The 22,415-nt window shown below is 68.4% G+C and carries 23 protein-coding genes; 11 read left to right on the top strand and 12 right to left on the bottom strand.

The features are described 5' to 3' along the window. Positions 1-102: 102 nt before the first annotated feature. Positions 103-1,131, bottom strand: a complete 1,029-nt coding sequence (locus JF542_RS10170; RefSeq protein WP_207075754.1) for an MBL fold metallo-hydrolase — start codon at positions 1,129-1,131, stop codon at positions 103-105. A 4-nt stretch (positions 1,132-1,135) separates the two neighbouring features. Further along, positions 1,136-2,836, bottom strand: a complete 1,701-nt coding sequence (locus JF542_RS10175; protein ID WP_007795152.1) for an acyl-CoA dehydrogenase family protein — start codon at positions 2,834-2,836, stop codon at positions 1,136-1,138. Positions 2,837-2,958: 122 nt separating this feature from the next. On the opposite strand from JF542_RS10175, the gene JF542_RS10180 reads away from it, so the two are divergent. After that, positions 2,959-3,915, top strand: a complete 957-nt coding sequence (locus JF542_RS10180; RefSeq protein ID WP_007795155.1) for an L-threonylcarbamoyladenylate synthase — start codon at positions 2,959-2,961, stop codon at positions 3,913-3,915. Positions 3,916-4,129: 214 nt separating this feature from the next. Here the strand turns inward: JF542_RS10180 and JF542_RS10185 are convergent, their stop codons facing one another. After that, entirely contained in the window at positions 4,130-4,705 is a 576-nt protein-coding gene (locus JF542_RS10185; protein ID WP_207075755.1) for a YqgE/AlgH family protein, read from the bottom strand. Between the two features lie 149 nt (positions 4,706-4,854). Here JF542_RS10185 and JF542_RS10190 point away from each other — a divergent pair, with 149 nt between their 5' ends. Next, positions 4,855-5,652: a protein-disulfide reductase DsbD domain-containing protein gene (locus JF542_RS10190; protein WP_207075756.1), complete on the top strand. Its 798-nt coding sequence runs from the start codon at positions 4,855-4,857 to the stop codon at positions 5,650-5,652. A 51-nt stretch (positions 5,653-5,703) separates the two neighbouring features. Here the strand turns inward: JF542_RS10190 and JF542_RS10195 are convergent, their stop codons facing one another. The 5 genes from JF542_RS10195 to JF542_RS10215 form a co-directional block, all read right to left on the bottom strand. Beyond that, positions 5,704-9,093, bottom strand: a complete 3,390-nt coding sequence (locus JF542_RS10195; RefSeq protein WP_207075757.1) for an efflux RND transporter permease subunit — start codon at positions 9,091-9,093, stop codon at positions 5,704-5,706. 3 nt (positions 9,094-9,096) lie between these two features. Next, on the bottom strand, positions 9,097-10,560 hold the full coding sequence (locus tag JF542_RS10200; RefSeq protein WP_207075758.1) for an efflux RND transporter periplasmic adaptor subunit: 1,464 nt from the start codon (positions 10,558-10,560) through the stop codon (positions 9,097-9,099). A 99-nt stretch (positions 10,561-10,659) separates the two neighbouring features. Then, positions 10,660-11,202 carry a molybdenum cofactor biosynthesis protein B gene (gene moaB, locus JF542_RS10205; RefSeq protein ID WP_207075759.1) on the bottom strand — a complete coding sequence of 181 codons (543 nt, stop codon included), beginning with the start codon at positions 11,200-11,202 and terminating at the stop codon, positions 10,660-10,662. A 20-nt stretch (positions 11,203-11,222) separates the two neighbouring features. Then, a complete protein-coding gene (locus tag JF542_RS10210) occupies positions 11,223-11,756 on the bottom strand; it encodes a hypothetical protein (protein WP_207075760.1) in 534 nt (177 codons plus the stop codon). 26 nt (positions 11,757-11,782) lie between these two features. Further along, positions 11,783-12,577, bottom strand: coding sequence for a uracil-DNA glycosylase (locus tag JF542_RS10215; protein WP_207075761.1), 795 nt, complete (start codon positions 12,575-12,577; stop codon positions 11,783-11,785). A 220-nt stretch (positions 12,578-12,797) separates the two neighbouring features. Between JF542_RS10215 and JF542_RS10220 the strand changes: the two genes are divergently transcribed. From JF542_RS10220 to JF542_RS10255, 8 genes are all read left to right on the top strand, one after another. Next, a complete protein-coding gene (locus JF542_RS10220) occupies positions 12,798-13,748 on the top strand; it encodes an aspartate carbamoyltransferase catalytic subunit (RefSeq protein WP_007795182.1) in 951 nt (316 codons plus the stop codon). Continuing rightward, a complete protein-coding gene (locus tag JF542_RS10225; protein WP_007795185.1) occupies positions 13,745-14,293 on the top strand; it encodes a hypothetical protein in 549 nt (182 codons plus the stop codon). The genes JF542_RS10220 and JF542_RS10225 overlap by 4 nt, the downstream gene beginning before the upstream one ends. Next, the gene (locus JF542_RS10230; RefSeq protein ID WP_207075762.1) at positions 14,290-14,703 is read left to right on the top strand and encodes a hypothetical protein; all 414 of its coding nucleotides are present in this window, start codon (positions 14,290-14,292) and stop codon (positions 14,701-14,703) included. The genes JF542_RS10225 and JF542_RS10230 overlap by 4 nt, the downstream gene beginning before the upstream one ends. Before the next feature lie 87 nt (positions 14,704-14,790). Continuing rightward, entirely contained in the window at positions 14,791-16,074 is a 1,284-nt protein-coding gene (gene pyrC, locus JF542_RS10235; RefSeq protein WP_207075763.1) for a dihydroorotase, read from the top strand. Then, positions 16,074-16,691: a glycerol-3-phosphate 1-O-acyltransferase PlsY gene (gene plsY / locus JF542_RS10240; RefSeq protein WP_207075764.1), complete on the top strand. Its 618-nt coding sequence runs from the start codon at positions 16,074-16,076 to the stop codon at positions 16,689-16,691. Before pyrC ends, plsY begins: the two co-directional genes overlap by 1 nt. Before the next feature lie 75 nt (positions 16,692-16,766). After that, positions 16,767-17,327, top strand: coding sequence for a bifunctional transcriptional activator/DNA repair enzyme AdaA (locus JF542_RS10245; RefSeq protein WP_207075765.1), 561 nt, complete (start codon positions 16,767-16,769; stop codon positions 17,325-17,327). Beyond that, positions 17,324-17,833, top strand: a complete 510-nt coding sequence (locus JF542_RS10250) for a methylated-DNA--[protein]-cysteine S-methyltransferase (protein WP_207075766.1) — start codon at positions 17,324-17,326, stop codon at positions 17,831-17,833. The genes JF542_RS10245 and JF542_RS10250 overlap by 4 nt, the downstream gene beginning before the upstream one ends. Positions 17,834-17,922: 89 nt before the next feature. Next, entirely contained in the window at positions 17,923-18,069 is a 147-nt protein-coding gene (locus JF542_RS10255) for a hypothetical protein (RefSeq protein WP_007795203.1), read from the top strand. Positions 18,070-18,099: 30 nt separating this feature from the next. Here the strand turns inward: JF542_RS10255 and JF542_RS10260 are convergent, their stop codons facing one another. Next, on the bottom strand, positions 18,100-18,699 hold the full coding sequence (locus JF542_RS10260; RefSeq protein ID WP_207075767.1) for a 2-hydroxychromene-2-carboxylate isomerase: 600 nt from the start codon (positions 18,697-18,699) through the stop codon (positions 18,100-18,102). Between the two features lie 101 nt (positions 18,700-18,800). Here JF542_RS10260 and JF542_RS10265 point away from each other — a divergent pair, with 101 nt between their 5' ends. Further along, positions 18,801-19,811: a ribose-phosphate pyrophosphokinase gene (locus tag JF542_RS10265; protein WP_007795209.1), complete on the top strand. Its 1,011-nt coding sequence runs from the start codon at positions 18,801-18,803 to the stop codon at positions 19,809-19,811. A gap of 162 nt (positions 19,812-19,973) precedes the next feature. Here the strand turns inward: JF542_RS10265 and JF542_RS10270 are convergent, their stop codons facing one another. The 3 genes from JF542_RS10270 to atpD form a co-directional block, all read right to left on the bottom strand. Continuing rightward, positions 19,974-20,324, bottom strand: coding sequence for an H-type lectin domain-containing protein (locus tag JF542_RS10270; protein ID WP_007795212.1), 351 nt, complete (start codon positions 20,322-20,324; stop codon positions 19,974-19,976). Between the two features lie 177 nt (positions 20,325-20,501). Continuing rightward, the gene (locus JF542_RS10275; protein ID WP_007795214.1) at positions 20,502-20,936 is read right to left on the bottom strand and encodes a F0F1 ATP synthase subunit epsilon; all 435 of its coding nucleotides are present in this window, start codon (positions 20,934-20,936) and stop codon (positions 20,502-20,504) included. Positions 20,937-20,984: 48 nt separating this feature from the next. Beyond that, positions 20,985-22,409 (bottom strand): F0F1 ATP synthase subunit beta, encoded by a 1,425-nt coding sequence (atpD, locus tag JF542_RS10280; RefSeq protein WP_007795218.1) that lies wholly within the window; start codon positions 22,407-22,409, stop codon positions 20,985-20,987. Between the last annotated feature and the right edge of the window lie 6 nt (positions 22,410-22,415).

A 22,415-nucleotide genomic window follows, 5' to 3' on the forward strand; every position in this document is an offset into this window, starting at 1 on the left:
TGTGGCATTCCTGTTGTCGCTGTTTTGACTAGCGGATTTCCCGGCCCCTGTCACCTGCCCAAAAGCCGCAGCTTGCAGGTATCTTTCGACATCGAGGCAGGATCAGACCGCCTGCCAGATCCACGCGCCATGCCCTCGGATCTCGCGGGTGGCGCGGCCCTCGTGCCAGAGATGCAGGCAATGCGCCATCGCCTCGACCAGCGCGAGCCCGTATTCGGGCTCACCGATGCGGCGCTTGAACAGCACCGGAAAGCACTCGCCCGCCGCCTTGGGCTCTGCGAGGTAGCCGTGCAGACGGTCGAGCGCCGAGTGGTGGTTCTCGATCAGCTGCGCCATGCGGAACGGAAGGCCGGTAAAGGGCAGCTTGTGGCCCCCCAGCACGAGATGCTCCGGGCGCGCCAGCTCCGACAGCCGTTCGCAGGATTCGAGCCACTCCGCCACCGGGTCTGCCTCGGGCTCGGTGGCGTAGACGCCGAGATTCGAGCTGATGGTCGACAGGATCTGATCCCCGGCCAGCACGAGGTTGTCATCGCGCGACCAGAGCGTCGCGTGCTCGGGCGCGTGGCCGTCGCCGATATGCACGTCCCATGTCCGGCCACCGATCTCGAGCCGGTCGTCCTGCTGGATTCGGGTGAAGCCCAGCGGCATCGGCCACACGCAGTCGCAGAAGTTGAACGGACGCTCGTCGGCGCGTTTTTCAAGCATGTCCGCGGCCATGCCACAGCGCCGCCAGTAATCGAGCTGCGCAGGCGAAGGACGGTCCTCCTCGTCGAGCGTCAGCATCCGCGCGAAGAGCCATGCGGTGCGGGTGGTGAGCAACTCCGCCCCGCGCTCCTGGAACCAGCCCGCCAGACCTACATGGTCCGGATGGTGATGGGTCACGAGCACCCGCCGCACCGGCTTGCCCTTGAGCGGCCCCGACAGCAGCGCCTCCCAGAGCGCGCGGCTGCGGGGGGCGGAGAACCCGGTGTCGATCACCGTCCAGCCGTCGCCGTCGTCGAGCGCATAGACATTGACGTGATCGAGCGCCATCGGCAAAGGCAGCCGCATCCACAGCACGCCCTCCGCCACCTCGATGGCAGCGCCATGCTCGGGCGGCGCCTCGAACGGGTAGCGGATGCCGGTGGTCATTGGCTCAGGCCGCGAGATCGTCGGGCGAAATGTCCATCAGGTCCGAGTCGTCGGAGCGCACATGCGCCAGCAGGCCCGCGTGCTCGGGCAGGAGGCGGGTGATGTAGAACCGCGCCAGCTTGCCGTGACTGCCATCCGGATCGGCCATCGCCGCGCGCAGGTGGTAATGCCCGCCCAGCACCCGAGCAAAGGCCCGGAGATAGGGCACCGCGGTGCCGAACCGCGCCGGCATCGCCTGCGCCACCAGCCACTCGGTGGTCTCCCGCAGGGTCTCGGCGGCCTCCCAGACCGCCCCGGCCAGCTCGGGCATGGTGCCCTTGGCGGCCTCGGCCTCGGCCTCGATCTCGTCGAGCAGACGGGTCGCTGCCTCGCCGCCATCCATCAGCTTGCGGCCGACCATGTCCATCGCCTGAATGCCGTTGGTGCCCTCGTAGATCGCCGTCACGCGCACGTCGCGATAGAACTGCGCCGCGCCGCTTTCCTCGACATAGCCCATGCCGCCATGCACCTGCACGCCCATCTCCGAGACCTCGCAACCGATATCGGTGCCGAAGGCCTTGGCGATCGGGGTCAGGAAGGCGGCGCGCGCCGTCCACTCGGGCGCGCCGGTGGCGCGCCCCATGTCGATCGACACCGCGCAATCGAGCGCGATGGCGCGCGCGGCGAGGATCTCGGCCTTCATCGTGGCCAGCATCCGTCGCACATCGGCATGGCCGATGATGGTGTCATGCGGGTTCTTGCCCTGCTTGCGCTCGTTGGCGAAGGCCAGCGCGTGCTGGTAGGCACCTTCCGCAGCCCCCACGCCCTGCCCGCCGACGCCAAGCCGGGCATTGTTCATCATGGTGAACATCGCCTTCATGCCACCGCCGGGCTCGCCGACGATCCAGCCCGTGGCGCCCTCATAGGACATCACGCAGGTCGGGCTGCCATGCAGGCCCATCTTGTGCTCGAGGCTGACCACCTTGAGCGTGTTGGCCACGCCCGGGTTGCCGGCCTCGTCGGGCAGGAACTTCGGCACCATGAACAGGCTGATGCCCTTGGTCCCCGGTGCCGCGTCGGGCAGACGCGCCAGCACGAGGTGGCAGACATTCTCCACGAGGTCCGAGTCGCCCCACGAGATATAGATCTTCTGGCCGGTGATGGCGTAGGTGCCGTCGCCGTTGGGCTCGGCCTTCGACGACAGCGCGCCCACATCCGAGCCCGCCTGCGGCTCGGTCAGGTTCATCGTGCCGGACCACTCGCCCGAGATCAGCTTGGGCAGGTAGAGCGCTTTCATCTCGTCGGAGGCGTGGTGCTCCAGCGCCTCGATCTGGCCCTGGGTCAGCAGCGGATTGAGCTGCAGCGACAGGCAGGCGCCCGACATCATCTCGTTGACCGCCGTGGCCACGGTGAGCGGCAGACCCATGCCGCCATGCTCGGGATCCGCGGTGATCGCCACCCAGCCGCCCTCCGCGATCGCCTTGTAGCCCTCGTCGTAGCCCTTGGAACTGCGCACCACGCCGTTCTCGAGCACCGCCGGGTGCAGATCGCCGTTGCGCTGCAGCGGCGCCATGACCTCGTCGCACATCCGGCCTGCCTCGGTCAGCACCGCGCTCACCATGTCGGGGCTCGCCTCGGCGAAGCGCTCGGTTTCCTGCACGGCCTTGAAGCCGATGACCTTGTCGAGGAGGAAGCTGAATTCGGAGACGGGGGCGCGATATGGCATGGTCAGGGTCCAATCCCGGTTGGCAATGGCACGGCGCTCCGATAGTCAGAGCGTCAAATTCTTGCCCGGGAGCCTACTGGCCCCCGCGCCCCTGTCCAACCAAAACGCGGCGTCATAAGTCCATGAGCGAGATCGCAACCCAGCGCCTTCAGGCCGATCCCGAGGGGCTTGCCCGCGGGGCCGGGATCCTCCGCAGCGGCGGCCTGCTCGCCTTCCCGACCGAGACGGTCTACGGCCTCGGCGGCGATGCCTGCAACGACCGCGCGGTGGCGCGGATCTACGAGGCCAAGGGCCGGCCTTCATTCAACCCGCTGATCGTGCACCTCGCCGATCTCGACGCGGTGAAGGCGCTTGTGGTCTGGTCCGACCTGGCCGAAGCGGCCGCCGCGGCGTTCTGGCCCGGCCCGCTCACCATGGTGCTGCCGCTGCGCGAGAGCGCGAAGGTGTCGAAGCTGGTCACCGCCGGGCTCGACTCGCTCGCGGTGCGGATGCCCGCCAACCCGGTGGCGCGCGCACTGCTGGCCGAGTTCGGCGGCCCAGTGGCGGCGCCGTCTGCCAATCGCTCGGGCCGCATCAGCCCGACCCGCGCCGAGCACGTGCTCGACACGCTCGACGGCCGCATCGAGGGCGTGCTCGACGGCGGGCGCTGCGACGTGGGCCTCGAATCGACCATCCTCGGCCTTGCCGGCAAGCCGACCCTGCTGCGCCCCGGCCGCATCGGCATCGACGCGCTGTCTCAGGTGCTGGGCCGGCCGGTGATGGAGCGCAAGGACCGCGAACAGATCTCGGCCCCCGGCCAGCTCAGCTCGCATTACGCGCCGCGCGCGCGGGTGCGGCTCAATGCCGCCGAGTGGCAGGAGGGCGAGGCCCGGCTCGGCTTCGGCCAGACGGAGGGCGATTGCGATCTGAACCTGTCGCCCTCGGGCGATCTGGTCGAGGCGGCGGCGAATCTCTTCGAATACCTGCACCGACTCGATGCTGACGGCGCCGAGACGATCGCGGTCATGCCCGTGCCCCATGTGGGCCTTGGCATCGCGATCAACGACCGCCTCAGCCGCGCCGCCGCGCCGCGCGACTGACGCGGCACAGCCCTTCGCGCTTCCCTCCCCGACCCGGCGCCCGGCCGCAATGTCCGGCCGGCCTCCGGCGGGGATATTTGAGGCCAGAAGAAGACAGGGGCGTTGTGCCTGATCTTCTCTGGTTCAAAAATACCTCGGGGGAGTCCGCGCGCCAGCGCGGGCGGGGGCAGCGCCCCCAGCCCCCCGGTCATCGCTCCCGAATTGTCCGGCACTCTCAGGCTCGGCCGCCCTCGGCCGACAGCAGGTGCGCCGAGACCCCCATGGAGTTCAGCGCCGCCTCCCATTTCGAGGCATCCGCGGTCTCGAAGACCAGTTCGGGCGTGGCATCGCAGACCAACCAGCCATTCGCTGTCAGCTCTTCCTCGAGCTGCCCCGGCCCCCAGCCAGCATAGCCCAGCATCGCCATCCAGTTGGCCGGTCCGTCGCCCCTCGCGATGGTCTCGAGCACGTCCAGCGTGCCGGTCATCGAGAAGCCGTCATTGACCTGCAGCGTGGTCAGCCCGGACATGTAGTCGGGCGAGTGCAGCACGAAGCCGCGCCCCATCTCCACCGGGCCGCCGAAATGCACCTGGCGCGGCCCGAGCCCCGGCGATGGGGTGATCGAGAGCTGTTCGAGCAGCGCCGCCATGCTCACATCCGCGGAGGGCTTGTTCACGATCAGCCCCATCGCCCCTTCCTCGGAATGGGCACAGAGATAGATCACCGAATGCTCGAAGCGCGGATCCCCCATGCCGGGCATGGCGATGAGGATCTTACCGGTGAGATCGGTCGGCTCAGAGGCGCTGTCCATGAGAGGGGCTTTCCGTGCAGTGTCTGCACTCAACATGGCCCCCGCCCCCGCGCGAGGCAAGGGAGGAGGTGCAACAGATCGAAACGGACACGGCAGGCTCGACTCAATGTGACTTGGCATTTCAGTCCGGACTCGCCATGTGATTTAGCATGTTGCGCCGCCTGACCTCAGCCTTTGCCACCTGTCTGGCCCTCGCCCTGCCCACCGCCCCTGCCCTCGCGCAGGAGCCGGTTGAGGCACAGTTGCTGCCCGGTTGGCGGCTGGCCAATGGCGACCACGTGGCGGCACTGCATCTTGCGCTTGCGCCGGGCTGGAAGACCTACTGGCGCGCCCCGGGCGATGCCGGCATCCCGCCCTCCTTCGACTGGGCCGGCTCCCAGAATGCCGGGCGGATCGATGTGCTCTGGCCGACCCCGCACGTGTTCTGGCAATCCGGCATGCGCTCGGTCGGCTACAAGGACGAGCTCGTGCTGCCGCTGCGCATCACGCCGCGCGGCGACGGCCAGATCGCGCTGAAAACCGAGATGCAGCTTGGCCTGTGCAAGGACATCTGCCTGCCGCACACGCTCAAGATCGACGCCACGCTGCCTGCGGGTGGCAAGCCCGACCCCCGCATTGCCGCCGCCATGGCCTCGGCGCCGTTCTCCGAGGCCGAGGCCTCGGTCCGCGCGGTGCGCTGCACCGTCAGCCCCGCCAAGCGCGGCCTCAAGCTGCGCGCCGAGATCGACATGCCCGGTGCGGGCGGTCGCGAAGAGGCGGTGGTCGAGAGCGGTCAGCCGACGGTCTGGGCCGCCGAGCCAGAGACCTATCGCGAGGGCGGCACGCTGGTCACCGAGACCAAGCTCATGCACATGGACGGCAAGCCCTTCATGCTCGACCGCTCGCGCTTGCGCATCACCGTGCTGGGCAAGAGCCACGCGGTCGATATCCAGGGCTGCGACAGCTGAGCGGACCGAGCCGGGGCGCCGCTCCGATGCTCAAGCCTTCCAGGCCCGGCCTCAGGCCGCCCGGGAGCGCCGGCTGAGCGCGAAGGCCAGCGCAGCGATGGCCCAGATCACAAGCACCGCCGCGCCGACACCGCCCGCGAAGAGCAGGAACCCCGCCATCATCGGTGAGAGCATCTCCAGCGCCGGCAGCGCCAGTGGCCTCCAGAGCGCCCCGTTGACCGCGACATAACCCATGGTGGCGGCCAGCCAGCCCAGAACACCCGCGAACGCCATCAGCATCAGGGCGCGCACCCGCCCGTGGCGGAAGCGCAGGCCGCGCCGGTAGGCGGCGATGTGGCGCGCGATATCGTGCTGCACGGCGATCAGAGCCGGCACCACCAGCAGCACCAGCACCATGCCGAAGCCCAGCCCGTAGCACAGCGTGATCACCGTGGGCTTTAGGAACTGCGCGTCGGCCGAGCGCTCGTAGAGCAGAGGCGCAAGGCCGAGCACGGTGGTGGCGGTGGTCAGGAACACCGGACGCAGACGATCGGCGGCGCCATCGATGATGGCCTGAAGGATGCCGCGGTCGGGCGCGTATTCGTCGATCTGCGTCACCAGCACGATGGAGTCGTTGATGATGATGCCGGTCATGCCCAGCAGGCCGACCACCGTGAACATCGACAGAGGCACATCCCACGCGGCGTGGCCGTAGATCGTCCCGACCAGCCCGAAGGGAATGATCGACATCACCACCAGCGGTCGTGTCCAGCTGGCAAAAACCCATGACAGCACGAGGTAGATCCCCAGCAACACCAGCACCAGCCCGGTCAAGGCGTCGGAAAGGAAAGCGTCTTCCTGCTCGGAGAGCCCCGCAAGCCGCCATTCCACCTGCCGGGTGGCGGCGATCTCGGGCAGGATCTCCTGCTCGAGCGCCTGCATGACCTCGGTGGCGCGCGCCGGATCGTCCTCGGAGATATCGCCTGTGACCGAGATCACCCGCAATCCGTTCTCGCGCCGGACCGTGGAGAAACCCGTGGTGCGCGAGACGCTGACGATATCGGCCAGCGGCACGTAGGCCCCGTCGGGGGTGCGCATCTGCATCCGCTCGAGGAAATCCGCGGTCTGCTCGCCCTCAGGCAGTTCGACCCGGATCGCGGCGCTGCGCGGACCGTCAGGATAGGTCGCCGCCTCGATACCGGCCACGCGGTTTCGCAGCACCCGGCCCAGCTCATCGATGGTGAAGCCCAGCGCCTTGCCCTGCGGCGTCAGTTCGAGCACCAGCTCGTCCATGTCGTAGGACAGGTTGTCCTCGACCGCCGAGACCTCGGGGAAGCGCAGAAGCTCCTCCTGCAGGTCCAGAGAGGCCCCCTTGAGCGTGTCGGAGTCGGCGCCGAAGAACTGCACGTCGAGCGCATCGCCGCCCGGGCCCGAGCGCCAGCCGCGGAAGCTGACCACCTCGAGCAGCGGGTGTCGCTCGACCCGCTCCTGCAGCTCGCCCACGAAGGCAAAACTGGAATAGGGCCGCAGGTCGGCGTCGATCAGCTCGATCGAGATCGCCCCGAGCTGATCCTCGTCCTTGCTTTCGGTTCCGGCAAGGCCGCGCCCGGCGCTGCCGCCGATTTCGGCGATCATGTAGTCGATCGGGTCGAGCCCGTAGCGCTCCTCGTACTCCCGCCCCAGCGCCTCGGCGCTTTGTTGCAGCAGACGCATCTGGGCCAGCGTGTCCTCGCGCGTGGCGCCGGGCGCCATGGCGTAGTTGCCGGTGACCGAGGGCTGCTCGGGCGAGTTGAAGAAACGCCACTGCACGTCGCCTCGGATGAACAGCGCCGCCTGCGAGGCGAAGGCCAGCACCGCGAGCGCCAGCACCACGTAGCGCCCCCGAATGACCCCCGCCATGAGCGGCCGGAACAGCCGCTCGCGCACCCAGCGGAAGCCGCGGTTCACCAGCCGCGAGGGCAGGTCGTACCAGTGCTCCTTCTTGGCCGAGGCGATGGCATGGGCCATGTGGTTGGGCAGGATCAGGAAGCATTCCACCAACGAGGCGATCAGCACCATGATGACGGTGAAGGGAATGTCCTGGATCATGTCGCCGAAGCGCCCGCCAATCGCGGTCAGGCCGAAGAAGGCGATGATCGTGGTGAGCGTCGAGGAGAACACCGGCAGCGCCATGCGCTGCGCCGCGGTCTCCGCCGCCTGCACCGGGCCCAGCCCGTGCCGCGACATGTGATCGGCGTGCTCGCCCACCACGATGGCGTCGTCGACCACGATGCCCAGCGTGATGATCAGCGCGAAGAGCGAGATCATGTTGATCGTCAGCCCCGAGGCATACATCAGCGCCAGCGCTGCCAGCATGGCGGTGGGAATGCCCGCCGCCACCCAGATCGCGATGCGCGCGTTCAGGAACAGGAACAGCAGCACCACCACCAGCACCAACCCCATGGCGCCGTTGTCGAGCAGGATGTTGAGCCGCCCCGAGATCGCCTCGGCGCGGGTGCGGATCAGGTCGACCCGCGTGCCCTCGGGCAGCGAGGCCTGAAAGTCGCGCGCGACCTCTTCGACCTGGCGCTGGATCTCGATGGCATCGCCCTGCGCCGAGCGGTCGACCCGCACCGAGATCGCCGGGTTGTCGCCGACGAAATAGGTCCGCGCCCGGTCGATCCCCTCGCGCCGCACGTGCGCCACGTCGCCCACGGTGAGCTTGGTGCCATCGGCCTCCGAACGCAGCACGATCGCCTCGATGGCCTCGGCGCTGCGTGTCTCGACCCCGGTGCGCACGCGGGCATTGGCACCGCTCACGTCACCGGCCGGGTTGGCGTTGACCTCGCCGGCGATGGCGTCCGAGATTTCCTGCATGGTCACGTCATGGCCGATGAGATTCCGGGACGGCACCTCGACGATAACCTGCGGCGCGGCGACGCCGCGGATCGTGGTGCGGGTGACGCCCTCGGCAAAGAGGCGGATCACGAATTCATCGGCAAAGCGGCCGAGCTGATCGACCGCCACCGGACCGGTGATCACCACGTCGGTCACCCGGTCGCGCCAGCCGCCGCTGCGGATCGTCGGGTCGTCGGCATCTTCGGGCAGGTCGGTGACCGTGTCGATGGCGGTCTCGACATCGTCGACCGCCTTCATCATGTCGTAGCCCGGCTCGAACTCGAGGTCGATCCGGGCGCTGCCCTCACGCGACAGGCTGGTGGTGTCGACCACCCCCTCGACTGCCAGCAGCGTCGGCTCGAGCAACTGCACGATGCCGGAATCCACATCCTCGGCCCCGGCTCCGTCCCAGCTCACGTTCACCGTGACATCGTCGTCGATCACATCGGGAAAGAACTGCGCCCGCATGTTCGGACCGGCAAGCAGCCCAGCAGCCACGAGGATCACCAGAAGCAGGTTCGCGACGGTCGGGTGGCGGGTGAAATAACTGAGGATGCCGCTGGCCTGTCCGGGGATCTGGCGCATCGGTCAGCCTCCCATCCGGGCTTCGATGCGCTGCACCACCTGCGCCGGAACCCGGTCCTGCGACAGCTGGGCAAGGATGCGCTCCTTGTCACCGTCCGGCATGCCGTTCGCCCCCTCGACAAAGGCCATGAGGCGCGCCCGCCGATCATCGGTCAGCTCGAGCATCTCGGCCTGCGACGGCGGCGCTTCGGGTGCCGCGGCGCCGCGCAACGGCCGGACCTTGATGCCGGCGCCCAGAAGCGGCGTGCGCTGCATCACCACGTCGCGCCCCTCGAGCGCCTCGCCGCGCAGGAGCACGTCGTCACCCTGACGCCGGACTAGCGTGACCGGCACGCTTTCGAGCCGGTCGTCGTCACCGACCACCAGCACCGCGCCTGACGGGGCCAGCGCCGTTGCGGGCAGACGCACCACCCGCTCGAGCGCCGGCTCGGTCACGTCGACAGTGACGAAATCACCGGGCTTGAACCCCGCCGCCTGATCGAGCGTGGCATAGAGCACCCGGCCGGTCTGGCCCTCGCCCACCGCCGCGCCCTCGCGCGAGAGCGTTCCCGTGGCCACGAGGTTCCCGCCGTAGAGCTCAAGCCGTGCCGTCACCGGCACCCGCCGCAGCCGTCCGCTGTCGTCGAGCAGCCGCGCATATTGCAGGGTCGAGACCCGGAAGGCGACCTCGAGCGCGTCGGGGTCGATCATCACCGCGAGCTGCTCGTTGGCCGAGACCCGCCGCCCGGCCACCACCGCCACGTCGCTGAGCTGGGCCGCGAACTCGGCGCGGATCTCGGTCTCGTCGACCCGGCGTTGGGCGTCGTCCCGGGCGATCCGTGCGCGGGTCAGGCTGGTCTGCGCCTGATCCACCCGCGCCTCGGCCAGCGCCAGAGACTGCCGCGCCGTGACCACCGCCTGCCGCGCCGACGAGGCTGTGAGTTCGGCCTCTTCGACCGCCGCGGCTGTGCCCACGTCGCGCGCCGCGAGATCGGTCTGGCGCTCGAAGGCGCGTTGCCTCAGCGCCGCCTGCTCCCGGGCCGCCGTCAGCGCATCCTGCTCGAGCGCCACCGCCCGGCGCGCCTCGCGCAGCTCGGCCTCGGCATCGACCACGGCGCTCTCGGTGCGCGCCAGCTCGGCTTCCATGTCGGCCGGATCGATGCGCGCCAGCACCTCGCCCGCCGCGACACGTCCCCCCTCGACGAAATCCGGGGCCAGATCGATCAACGTGCCCTCAATGGCGCTGCGCAGCTCCAGCGTGCGGCGGCTCTGCACCTCGCCAAAGGCGGTCAGGACCGGCGTCACCGTCTCGAAGTGCGCCGGTGTGACGTTGACCGCGAAGACCCGCTCGCGCGCCTCTGGCACGCGCGGCTCGTCGTTCAGCCGCGCCTCGACCGCATCACGCACCAACGCCCCGGCATAGACCAGAATGCCGAGCGTGAGAGAGAGCAGAAAGAGCCCGACGAGGCTCTGACGAAGGAAACGCATACCGTAACTTCCCGTTGTGTCGGGTTCTGAAGACCCTTTCAGGATATCATATGTGTGCGGTCGCAGCCGCGCGCCACCGTATTCATACGCGCCAGATGATCACTTCCGTCGCTGATGTTCGTCGAGACGAGGAAAAATCTCGACAAAATTGCAGGGCCGATGCCGGTAATCGAGCTGGAAGGCGAGGATCTCGTCCCAGGCATCCTTGCAGGCGCCGGTGCTGCCGGGCAGCGCAAAGAGATAGGTGCCGCCCGCCACGCCACCGGTGGCGCGGCTCTGCACCGCGCTGGTGCCGATCTTCTTCATCGACACGATGGTGAAGACCGTCCCGAAGGCCTCGATCTCCTTCTCGTAGACATCGCGATGCGCCTCGACGGTCACGTCGCGCCCGGTGAGCCCGGTGCCGCCGGTCGACAGGATCACGTCGATCTCGCTGTCGGCGACCCAGGCGCGCAGCTGCGCGGCGATCTTGTCGCGGTCGTCGGTACAGATCGCCCGCGCCGCCAGGTCGTGCCCGGCCTCGGTCAGCCGCTGCACCAGCGTGTCGCCGGAGCGGTCCTCGGCAAGCGAGCGCGTGTCGCTGACGGTGAGCACGGCGATGCGGACGGGGATGAATTGCTTGGTTTCGTCGATACGGGACATTCCGGGCTTCCGAAGACTTCTCAGTGGCAAGGGGCGGTCACGGGCAGGCGCGGCGTCTCGAAGATCTTGCCGAAGCGCCGCAGGGACGGATCCTCGGCGATATGCGCGGCAAATGCCAGCGGCGTGGCGTCGCGGGCAGCACACGAGAGCGCGAGCTTGGAGCGTTCCCGCGCCAACGCCGCCTGCATCGCGCGGCGGGCCTGCGCCTGATCCATCGCCGGAACCGTGTTGGCCGCAAAGAACGCCACCCCGCGCAGGAGCTGCCCCGCCACCCGGTCGCGCTGCCGTTCCGAGAACAGGTCCGGGCAGCTCAGCACCGCCGCCGCGGCCGTCACCAGTCGCCCGAGGGCGCAGCCTGCCGGGCCCCAGCCGCTCTGGTCGGTGGCGCGCACCCGCGCCCCGCGCCGCTCGACGATCACCGGCCCCGGCAACTCGAGATATTCCGTCCCCGGCGACGGGCGCTGCACCGCGTCAGCCTCGCGCGCGAAGAGCCGGTCGTAGTCGATGGTGAAGCCCGGCGCCTCGGCAAGGGCCGGGCCGGATGCAAGCGCCACCGCAAGACACGCGGCGCAAAGCCGGCTCACGCCCCGGCCCGGAGCTTTGCCTTGAGCTCCAGCAGGTCGGCCCAGGCCTCGCGCTTCATCTGCGGCTGGCGCAGCAGGTAGGCGGGATGGAACATCGGCAGCGCCGGCAGGCCCTGCGCCTCGGCCCATTTGCCGCGCAGCCGGGTGATGCCGCGCCGGCCAAGAAGTGCATCGCAGGAGATGTTGCCCATCACCACCAGCACCTCTGGCGCGACCAGCGCGATGTGCCGGGCCAGAAATGGCGTCAGCATGGCGATCTCGTCGGGCTTGGGGTCGCGGTTCTGCGGCGGGCGCCAGGGCAGCACGTTGGTGATATAGACGTTCTCCGACCGCGACAGGCCGATGGCCCCGAGCATGCGGTCGAGCAACTGCCCGGCCCGGCCCACGAAGGGCTTGCCCTGCAGGTCCTCGTCGCGCCCGGGCGCTTCGCCCACGATCATCACCCGCGCCTGCGCCACGCCGTCGCTGAACACGAGGTTGCGGGCACCGCGCCTGAGCTCGCAATGCTCGAACGCCGCCATCGCCTCGCGCAGATCGTCGAGCGTGGCCGCCGCCGCCGCGGCCTGCTGCGCCACGGCCACCGGGTCCGGCCCCTCGTCAATCTTCGGTGGCGGCATCGCGCCGCCCCTGGCCGGAGCCTGCGCCACGGCGGCGGCTTCCCGAGCTGCCTGCAGCTCGACCTCCGCGGCAAAGCGGTCGACCGCCGTCTCGCCGATCGCCTCGTCGGCGCCCAGCTCAAGCTGCCACTCCAGCGCCGCGCGGGCGTAATGCCAGTCCAGTCCCGAATCCATGCGGGCGATCTTAGAGCCAGCGCGCGACGACGGAAATCCCTGCCGTCTTCTTCATGTTTCAAATACTCACGATCCGGCCTCCGCCACGAGGTGCACCGCCGCCCCGCATCCCGGGCGCACGGGGTGGGTGGGCGGGAGTGTGCCCGGGATGCGGGGCTGCCACTTGTCGCGCCCCCTCACGGTTCTTATACACGCAGGCAATCTTTCACGGAGCTTCGCCATGCGTTTCGACCAGCGTCACCTTCTGGGCATCGAGCCCCTGCGCCCCGACGAAATCACCACGTTGCTCGACCTCGCCGAACAGTACGTGACCCTGTCGCGGCGGCGCGAGAAGCACTCCAACGTGCTCTCCGGCCTGACCCAGATCAACATGTTCTTCGAGAACTCCACCCGCACGCAGGCCAGCTTCGAGATCGCCGGCCAGCGCCTCGGCGCGGACGTGATGAACATGGCGATGCAGGCCAGCTCGATCAAGAAGGGCGAGACCCTGATCGACACCGCGCTGACGCTGAACGCCATGCATCCCGACCTGCTGGTGGTGCGCCACCCGCATTCCGGCGCCGTCGATCTGCTGGCCCAGAAGGTCAACTGCGCCGTGCTCAACGCCGGCGACGGCCGCCATGAGCACCCGACCCAGGCGCTGCTCGACGCGCTCACCATCCGCCGCGCCAAGGGCCGCCTGCACCGGCTCAACATCGCGATCTGCGGCGACATCGCCCATTCCCGCGTGGCGCGCTCCAACATCCTGCTGCTGCAGAAGATGGAAAACCGCGTCCGCCTCGTCGGCCCCTCGACCCTGATCCCCGCCGGCATGTCCGAGTTCGGCGTCGAGATCTACGACGACATGCGCAAGGGGCTCGAGGATGTCGACGTGGTGATGATGCTGCGTCTGCAGAAGGAACGCATGGATGGCGGCTTCATCCCCTCCGAACGCGAATACTACCACCGCTGGGGGCTCGACGCCGACAAGCTCTCCCATGCCAAGCCCGACGCCATCGTCATGCACCCGGGCCCGATGAACCGCGGCGTCGAGATCGACGGCACCATCGCCGACGACATCAACCGCTCGGTGATCCAGGAACAGGTCGAGATGGGCGTCGCGGTGCGCATGGCGGCGATGGACCTTCTGGCGCGCAATCTCCGCGCCCGGCCCACGGAACTCTCCGCATGACGAAGATGCAGATCAACGGTTCCGAAACCGGGACCGTGCGCCTCTTCCATCTCGACCTGCCACCAGAGGCGATCGAGCGCTACACCACGCAGGCCGGCACCGGCGAGTACCCTCTGCAATACGGGCTCGGGGCCGAGCGCCTGCGCCCTGCCTTCGTCGACGTGGTGGCGATCCGCGATCTCGGCGACATGAGCCTGTCGGCCTATCTCGCCGAAGCCTACCAGCTCGCGGGGGCCGATTTCCGCGAGATGCGCCCGCGCATCGACGCGCTGAAAGGCCACGTGGTCGTGCTGCCCAACCAGGCCTTCGACCATGTCACGCAGGATCTGACCGTGGCCAGCCCGCTGCGCTGGGTCGGCACCTTCCGCGAAGAGGCCGCCCGCGGCCGCGGCCCCACGCCCCGCAGCAAGGCCGCGCGCAGCCGCCCCGCCGGAGACACCGCCGGCACGGCACCGGCAGCGGGACGGATGCCGCGGCTCGCGATGATCGGGCTCGGCGTGCTGGCGGCGCTGGTGCTCGGCTGGCTCGCTCTGGGGCTGACATGACCGGCGGCGGCGCCCCCGCGGCCCGCTTCGCGCCCGATCGCGCCACCTATGTACAAAGCCACGTGACGCTGGCGGTGCTCGCCATGCCCGCCGCGATGATCCTGCTCTGGCTCACCGACACGCCGCATGTCTGGACCGGCGCGGTCGGCGCGCTGGCCGCGGTGGCGGCGCGGGGCTGTTACCTGATGTCCGAAGAGCTGGGGCACGTCTGGGAGATGACCGGCGACGCCCTGCACGGCCCGGCGCAGCGCCACGTGGCGCTTGCCGATCTTTCCAAGGTCCGCAGGATCGGCTCGGCCGTGCAGCTCATCACCCGGACGGGCGACAAGCACCTGATCAAGTTCCAACCCGAGCCGGCGGCGGTGGTGGCGCGGATCGAGGCCGCACGGCCCCGCGCGGAGACCGTATGACCCTTTCCCTTTCGCCGCTCTTGCACTACTCCACCCCTGCGCGGGCAGACGCCGCCAACCGCAGAGACTGACCGGGAACCGCATCGCATGACCGCAACGCTCCTCACCAATGCCCGCCTGATCGACCCGGCCGCCGATACCGTCACCGACGGCGCCGTGCTGCTGCGCGACGGCCTCATCGCCGAGATCTTCGACCAGCCCGACCCGCAGGTCGCCGATGCCGACCGCATCGACGCGGGCGGCGCCTTCCTCGCGCCGGGCATCGTCGATATCGGCGTCAAGGTCGGCGAACCGGGCGACCGGCACAAGGAAAGCTACAAGACCGCCGGGCTCGCGGCAGCGGCCGGTGGCGTCACCACGATCGTCACCCGCCCCGACACCGACCCGGCGATCGACACCCCCGAGGTGCTCGAGTTCATCCGCGACCGCGCCGAAGACGACGCCCCGGTCAACGTGCTGCCCATGGCGGCGCTGACCAAGGGCCGGGCCGGGCGCGAGATGACCGAGCTCGGTTTCCTGCTCGATGCCGGCGCCGTGGCCTTCACCGATTGCGACCACGTGGCCACCGACACCAAGGTGCTGTCGCGCGCCCTGACCTATGCCCGCTCGCTCGGCGCATTGGTGATCTGCCACCCGCAGGAACCCGGCCTGTCGAAGGGTGGCGCCGCCACCTCCGGCAAGTTCGCCTCGCTGCGCGGCCTGCCCGCGGTCTCGTCCATGGCCGAGCGCATGGGGCTCGACCGCGACATCGCGCTCGTCGAGATGACCGGCGTGCGCTACCACGCCGACCAGATCACCACCGCCCGCGCCCTTCCGGCGCTGGAGCGCGCCAAGAGGAACGGCTTCGACGTCACCGCCGGCACCTCGATGCACCACCTGACGCTCAACGAGCTCGACGTCTCCGACTACCGCACCTTCTTCAAGGTCAAGCCGCCGTTGCGCTCCGAGGAGGACCGGCAGGCCACGGTCGAGGCGGTGCGCTCGGGGCTGATCGACATCATCGGCAGCTTCCACACGCCGCAGGACGAAGAGTCCAAGCGCCTGCCCTTCGAGGAGGCGGCGTCGGGCGCGGTCGGACTCGAGACCATGCTGCCGGTGCTGCTTCGGCTCTACCATTCCGGCGAGCTCGAGCTGCCGACGCTGTTCCGCGCGCTGTCGCTCAACCCCGCCAAGCGGCTTGGCCTCGCCTCGGGCCGCATGGCCAAGGGCGCGCCAGCCGATCTGGTGCTGTTCGACGCCGACAAGCCCTTCGTGCTCGACCGCTTCAAGCTGCAGTCGAAGTCGAAGAATACACCGTTTGATGGCGCCCGGCTTCAGGGTAAGGTCCTCGCGACCTTCGTCGCCGGAACCGCCGTCTACCGGAGCGCCTGATGCTGCCCGACCTCACCACCGACCCGTTCCCGCTGCTGCTCTGGGCCGTCATCGGCTACCTGCTCGGCTCGATCCCGTTCGGCATGCTGCTCACCCGCGCCATGAAGCTCGGCGACCTGCGCAGCATCGGCTCGGGCAATATCGGCGCCACCAACGTGCTGCGCACCGGCAACAAGGCCGCCGCCGCGGGCACGCTGCTGCTTGATGGCGGCAAGGGTGCCGTGGCGGTGCTTCTGGCCCGCTGGCTCGCCGGAGAGGACGCGGCGCAGCTCGCCGGTCTTGCCGCCTTCCTTGGCCATTGCTACCCGGTCTGGCTGCGCTTCAAGGGCGGCAAGGGGGTCGCCACCTTCCTCGGCCTGATGCTGGCGCTGAGCTGGCCTGTGGGCCTGATGTGCTGCGCCACCTGGCTCGCGGCGGCGGCACTGTCGAGCATTTCCAGCGTCGGCGCGCTCGTCGCGGCGCTGATGTCGACCGCGTGGATGGTCCTGATGCGCGAATACGAGCTGACCGCGCTGACCGTGGCGCTGACCATCGTGATCTTCTGGCGCCACCGCAGCAACATCGCCCGCCTGCGCACCGGCACCGAGCCGCGCATCGGCAAGAAGAAGACCGGCTGAATCGCACTCGCCGTTTCCGGACCTCATTGCCGGCGCAGGCTCGATCCGGGGCGGCCATCGCGCTATGCTTGGCCCATGCTGGATTTCGACACATGCAACGCCGCAAGGCTGCGCCGCGACCCCGCCTATGACGGCGCGTTCTTCACCGCCGTGCGCACCACCGGCATCTATTGTCGCCCGGTCTGCCCGGTGCGCCCGCCGCTGACCAAGAACGTGTCCTTCTTCCCCAGCGCCGCCAGCGCCGAGCGCGCCGGCTATCGTCCCTGCCTGCGCTGCCGCCCCGAGACAGCGCCGTTCTCGCCGGCGTGGAACGGCACCCGCACCACCGTCGCCCGCGCCCTGCGGCTGATCGAGGCCGGCGCGCTCGACACCGGCACCGTGACGGAGCTCGCCGCCCGGCTCGGCATCGGCCCGCGCCACCTTGCCCGGCTTTTCGCCGAGCAGGTCGGCGCCTCGCCCCTGCAGGTGGCCCAGACCCGGCGCGTGCAGCACGCCAAGCGGCTGCTGAACGACAGCGACCTGCCGATGACCGAGATCGCCTCCCGCGCGGGCTTCGGCAGCCTGCGCCGCTTCAACGCCGCGGTCTCGGCGCTCTATGGGCGCCCGCCCTCCTCGCTGCGAAAGCCCGCCCCATGAGCCTGCGCTACTGCCACCATGACAGCCCCGTCGGACCACTGCTCCTGGCGGGCGACGGAACGGCGCTACGTCTGCTGAGCTTCCCCTCGGGCCACAAGGCCGTTGCGCCACAGGAGGACTGGCAGCCCGATCGCACCGCGTTCGATGCGGTGCGCCACCAGCTTGACGCGTATTTTTGCGGAGATCTTCGCGCGTTCAGTGTTCCGCTCGACATCCATGGCACGGAGTTTCAAAAGAAAATCTGGGCTCTGCTCACCGCCATTCCCTATGCCGAAACCCGCAGCTACGGCGAGATCGCCCGGACCCTCGGCAGCCCCGGCGCAAGCCGCGCGGTGGGCGCCGCGAATGGTGCGAACCCGCTTCCAATTATCCTTCCATGTCATCGGGTTATCGGAAAAGGCGGCGCGCTTACCGGGTTTGGCGGCGGGCTCGATACCAAGACCTGGCTGCTGCAGCACGAGGCCACCACCGCCGGTGTGGCCGGGCGGCAACTTTCGCTGTTCTGATTCGCCCCGAGCCCCTCTCAGGCTAGAGCCGGCAGGGAACTTTCTCTACGACACGGGATTGGCTTACAAAGCAAAAGGAGCCACCCCCGATGAGCGCGATCGTCACCATTCTTCTCATGGCAGCCTGTGTCGCAGGACTGTTTGCCCTGAACGGCGTGGCGATCTGGTGGTTCGGACGGCTCCCCGTGGCCGAGAAGCCGGTCACGCCGTCGGTCGGCCTGAACAAGCAGGCCTGACGGCGCCGCGCCGGTCTTGGGGCCTGCCGCTCAGAGCTTGCCCGAGAGATGCAGATCGAGATCTTCTAGCCTGTCCTGCCCCCAGAACATCGCACCGTCGTCGAGCACGTAGAACGGCGCGCCGAAAACCCCCGCATTGACCGCGTCCTCGAGATTGGCCGCGTAGATCTCCGCCCCGGTCAGCATGCCGCTGAAGGTCAGCGACGGATCGAAGCCCGCCGCAGTCAGGCACGCCTGCACCACGGCATCCTCGGCGATGTCCTTGTCCTCGACCCAGACCGCGCGCAGGATCGACTGCACCAGCCCGCCAAGATCGCCGCCGCCCGCCTTCTGCGCCGCGATGATCGCATAGGACGCCGGGGCCTGGTTGGTCGGCCAATGCGCGGGCTTGAAGTTCAGCTCCATCCCGGCCTTCTTCGCCTGCCGCGGCAGTTCCTGCGCCCTGTAGGCGAGGCGCGACGGGTGCCGGTCCTTCGGCGCGGCGCCGCCAGTGCGCGGGAACAGCGCCATGATGTCGAGCGGCTTGTAGGTCACGCTGACGCCGTGGCGCGCAACAATCTCTTCCAACCGGTTCCCGGCCAGGTAGGCGTAAGGGGAAAGAACGGAAAAATAGTAATCCAGATGCGCCATGTCGTCCCTCGTTACGGAGTGCGTCTTTGCGCCACGCTACCTGCATGCTAAGCGACCGGCAACGTCACGAATCTGTCATTCTGCTGCCGGAGCCGCCTCCCATGCCCACCGTCATCGAGCCCAAGCTTATCGCGGGCAATGCCAACAAACCGCTGGCCACTGCCATCGCCCGCCGGATGTCCCTCTATCGCGGCATGTCCGTGGGGCTCGTCGATGCGCGCGTCGAGCGCTTCAACGACCAGGAGATCTTCGTCGAGGTCTACGAGAACGTCCGCGGCGAGGACATGTTCATCCTGCAGTCGACCTCCCGCCCGGCGAACGACAACCTGATGGAGCTGCTGATCATGGCCGACGCGCTGCGCCGCTCCTCGGCCGCCCGCATCACCGCCGTGATCCCCTATTTCGGCTATGCCCGCCAGGATCGCCGCACCAAGGCCCGGACCCCGATCACCGCCAAGCTGGTGGCCAACATGATCGCCGAGGCCGGCATCGAGCGGGTGCTGACCATGGATCTGCACGCCACCCAGATCCAGGGCTTCTTCGACATCCCCGTGGACAACCTCTACGCCTCGCCGGTCTTCGCGCTCGACATCATGAAGCATTTCGAGGGCGAGCTCGAGGACGTGATGGTTGTGTCGCCCGACGTCGGCGGCGTGGCCCGCGCCCGCGAGCTGGCCAAGCGCATCAACGCCCCGCTCTCGATCGTCGACAAGCGCCGCGAGAAGCCCGGCGAGATCGCCGAGATGACCGTCATCGGTGACGTCACCGGCAAGAAGTGCATCATCGTCGATGACATCTGCGACACTGCCGGCACGCTGTGCAAGGCGGCCGAGATCCTGATGAACCACGGCGCAACCGAGGTGCATGCCTACATCACCCACGGCGTGCTCTCCGGCCCCGCGGTCGAGCGCGTGACCAACTCGGTGATGAAGTCGCTGGTCATCACCGACTCGATCGCCGCCACCGACGCCGTTGCCGCCGCGCCGAACATCCGCGTGGTGCCGACCGCCCCGATGTTTGCCCAGGCGATCCTCAACATCTGGAACGGCACCTCGGTGTCCTCGCTGTTCGAGACCGACACGCTCGGCCCGATCTACGAAGGCATCCTCTGAGACCAGATCCGGAGAAGGGCGCACCCCCGCCCTTCTCTGGTTCGAAAATACCTCGGGGGTGAATTGGCCGCAGGCCAAGAGGGGGGCAGCGCCCCCTTTTTCTTGCCGGGGGGGAGGACGCAGTCCGGCGCTACGGCGCCTCGCGACGTCGGGCGCTCTTCCTCAGTAGAGCTGCCAGTCATCCTCGCTTGTGACCTCGCCGATCGCCAGCCACGACATGCGCACCCGCGCGACCCGCGTGTCGGACCAGGTCCGGAACACCAGTTCGAACCCGGTCTCGGTGATGTTCTCCGCCAGCAGATCCGCGCGGACATTGGCGCCCTGATCCATGTCCCACAAGGACAGCGACACCTGGACCGTGGGAGGGGCCCGGAACGGTTCCGAGAAGCGGATCTCCTTGCGACGCTCGCGCGCACCGCGGCCGGTCCACATGTCGCCGCCATTGGCGAACTCGGAAAACACTTCCACATTGCCCTGATCGATGCCGATCAGGCTGGCATTCAGTCGACGCATTCTGTCCTCATTCGTCCCCGTCGGCATCATCCGCCAAGTTTCGCGGGTTGGAAAGGGCCTGAAATCAACCACAAAGCGCAGCGTTGCGCATTGGCGTCACGTTTGTTGCGCCCCGCCTAGACGCAAGAAACCCCGCCAAGGGCGGGGTTTCTGTTCTGTCTTGCGATGTGGCCTGCGTCAGAAGTTCGGCTGCTTCGGGTCGAGGCCGATGTGACCACCGACGGCAACCATGTCCTGCAGAAGCTTGGCCGCGTCGTCGACCGGGCCCGGCTCGTTCTCGGTCTCTTCGACGACCTTCTTGTAGTAGGCCTGCGCCTCACGCACGAGATCCTCATAGGTCTCCTGCGTCATGTCGGCGTAGGGAACGGCACGCTCGGCAAGCACGCTCATGGTGGTGCCGATCTCGGCGAAACCACCGGTGACCACGAATTCCTCGGTGCCCGTCTCGGTCTCGACCTTGAGGATGCCGGGGCGCAGCGTGGTGATCACCGCGGCGTGGCCGGGGCCTGCCGTCATGTCACCGTCGGTGCCCGGAATCGACACGGTCTTGGCCTGAGTCGACAGAAGGCTCCGCTCGGGGCTCACCAGATCGAATTGCATCGTATCAGCCATTAGGGCCTCCGGTTGGTAATGGGGGGCACAAAGGCCCCCCGGCAGTCATCAGGCAGCTTCCGCGGCCAGCTTCTCGGCCTTGGCCTTCACTTCCTCGATGCCGCCGACCATGTAGAAGGCTGCCTCGGGGAAGTGGTCGTACTCGCCGTTCACCACTGCCTTGAAGGAGGAGATGGTGTCCTCGAGCGGAACCTGCACACCGTCGGAGCCGGTGAAGACCTTCGCCACGTCGAACGGCTGCGACAGGAAGCGCTGGATCTTCCGGGCACGCTGAACGGTCAGCTTGTCCTCTTCCGACAGTTCGTCCATGCCGAGGATCGCGATGATGTCCTGGAGCGACTTGTAGCGCTGCAGGATGCCCTGCACTTCGCGCGCCACGTCGTAATGCTCCTGGCCCACGACCTGCGGGTCGAGGATCCGGCTGTTCGAGTCGAGCGGGTCCACGGCCGGGTAGATGCCGAGCTCCGAGATCGCACGGTTGAGAACCGTGGTCGCATCGAGGTGGGCAAAGGTCGTGGCGGGCGCCGGGTCGGTCAGGTCGTCCGCGGGAACGTAGACGGCCTGGATCGAGGTGATCGAGCCGTTCTTGGTCGAGGTAATCCGCTCCTGCATCGCGCCCATGTCGGTGGCCAGCGTCGGCTGGTAACCCACGGCGGACGGGATACGGCCGAGAAGTGCGGACACCTCGGAACCGGCCTGCGTGAAGCGGAAGATGTTGTCGACGAAGAACAGAACGTCGGTGCCGGACTGGTCACGGAACTGCTCGGCCAGGGTCAGGCCGGTCAGCGCGACGCGGGCACGGGCCCCCGGCGGTTCGTTCATCTGGCCGTAGACCAGAGCCACCTGCGAGTCCGACAGGTTGTCGGGCTTGATGACGTTGGATTCGATCATCTCGTGGTAGAGGTCGTTGCCCTCACGGGTCCGCTCGCCAACACCGGCGAACACGGAGAAGCCCGAGTGCACCTTTGCGATGTTGTTGATCAGTTCCATGATGAGAACGGTCTTGCCCACGCCGGCGCCGCCGAACAGGCCGATCTTGCCGCCCTTGGAGTAGGGCGCGAGAAGGTCGATGACCTTGATGCCGGTCACGAGGATCTCGGTGTCGGTCGCCTGCTCGTCGAACTCGGGAGCGGGCTGGTGGATCGCGCGGTACTCTTCCGCCTCGACCGGGCCCTGCTCGTCGACGGGCTCGCCCACGACGTTGAGGATGCGGCCCAGGGTGGCGTTGCCCACCGGGACCGAGATCGGCTTGTCGGTGTCGACCACTTCCTGGCCACGGACGAGACCTTCGGTCGAGTCCATCGCGATGGTGCGGACGGTGCTCTCACCCAGGTGCTGTGCAACTTCAAGAACCAGGGTCTTGCCGTCGTTGGTGGTGGTCAGCGCGTTCAGGATCTCGGGCAGGTGGTCGTCGAACTGCACGTCGACCACGGCGCCGATGACCTGGGTCACTTTGCCTTTTGCGTTTGCCATTTATCG

The sequence above is a fragment of the Salipiger bermudensis genome, assembly GCF_017309175.1.
GTDB lineage: Bacteria > Pseudomonadota > Alphaproteobacteria > Rhodobacterales > Rhodobacteraceae > Salipiger > Salipiger bermudensis.

Bases quoted from the DNA above. Each gene is read 5' to 3' on its own strand.
- JF542_RS10270 (WP_007795212.1), bottom strand. From the start codon at position 20,324: ATGCGTCGACTGAATGCCAGCCTGATCGGCATCGATCAGGGCAATGTG.
- JF542_RS10200 (WP_207075758.1), bottom strand. From the start codon at position 10,560: ATGCGTTTCCTTCGTCAGAGCCTCGTCGGGCTCTTTCTGCTCTCTCTC.
- plsY (WP_207075764.1), top strand. From the start codon at position 16,074: ATGCTGCCCGACCTCACCACCGACCCGTTCCCGCTGCTGCTCTGGGCC.
- JF542_RS10265 (WP_007795209.1), top strand. From the start codon at position 18,801: ATGCCCACCGTCATCGAGCCCAAGCTTATCGCGGGCAATGCCAACAAA.
- moaB (WP_207075759.1), bottom strand. From the start codon at position 11,202: ATGTCCCGTATCGACGAAACCAAGCAATTCATCCCCGTCCGCATCGCC.
- JF542_RS10255 (WP_007795203.1), top strand. From the start codon at position 17,923: ATGAGCGCGATCGTCACCATTCTTCTCATGGCAGCCTGTGTCGCAGGA.
- JF542_RS10170 (WP_207075754.1), bottom strand. From the start codon at position 1,131: ATGACCACCGGCATCCGCTACCCGTTCGAGGCGCCGCCCGAGCATGGC.
- JF542_RS10215 (WP_207075761.1), bottom strand. From the start codon at position 12,577: ATGGATTCGGGACTGGACTGGCATTACGCCCGCGCGGCGCTGGAGTGG.
- JF542_RS10180 (WP_007795155.1), top strand. From the start codon at position 2,959: ATGAGCGAGATCGCAACCCAGCGCCTTCAGGCCGATCCCGAGGGGCTT.
- JF542_RS10220 (WP_007795182.1), top strand. From the start codon at position 12,798: ATGCGTTTCGACCAGCGTCACCTTCTGGGCATCGAGCCCCTGCGCCCC.
- JF542_RS10190 (WP_207075756.1), top strand. From the start codon at position 4,855: ATGTTGCGCCGCCTGACCTCAGCCTTTGCCACCTGTCTGGCCCTCGCC.
- JF542_RS10185 (WP_207075755.1), bottom strand. From the start codon at position 4,705: ATGGACAGCGCCTCTGAGCCGACCGATCTCACCGGTAAGATCCTCATC.
- JF542_RS10260 (WP_207075767.1), bottom strand. From the start codon at position 18,699: ATGGCGCATCTGGATTACTATTTTTCCGTTCTTTCCCCTTACGCCTAC.
- JF542_RS10195 (WP_207075757.1), bottom strand. From the start codon at position 9,093: ATGCGCCAGATCCCCGGACAGGCCAGCGGCATCCTCAGTTATTTCACC.
- JF542_RS10275 (WP_007795214.1), bottom strand. From the start codon at position 20,936: ATGGCTGATACGATGCAATTCGATCTGGTGAGCCCCGAGCGGAGCCTT.
- JF542_RS10245 (WP_207075765.1), top strand. From the start codon at position 16,767: ATGCTGGATTTCGACACATGCAACGCCGCAAGGCTGCGCCGCGACCCC.
- JF542_RS10225 (WP_007795185.1), top strand. From the start codon at position 13,745: ATGACGAAGATGCAGATCAACGGTTCCGAAACCGGGACCGTGCGCCTC.
- atpD (WP_007795218.1), bottom strand. From the start codon at position 22,409: ATGGCAAACGCAAAAGGCAAAGTGACCCAGGTCATCGGCGCCGTGGTC.
- JF542_RS10230 (WP_207075762.1), top strand. From the start codon at position 14,290: ATGACCGGCGGCGGCGCCCCCGCGGCCCGCTTCGCGCCCGATCGCGCC.
- pyrC (WP_207075763.1), top strand. From the start codon at position 14,791: ATGACCGCAACGCTCCTCACCAATGCCCGCCTGATCGACCCGGCCGCC.
- JF542_RS10175 (WP_007795152.1), bottom strand. From the start codon at position 2,836: ATGCCATATCGCGCCCCCGTCTCCGAATTCAGCTTCCTCCTCGACAAG.
- JF542_RS10250 (WP_207075766.1), top strand. From the start codon at position 17,324: ATGAGCCTGCGCTACTGCCACCATGACAGCCCCGTCGGACCACTGCTC.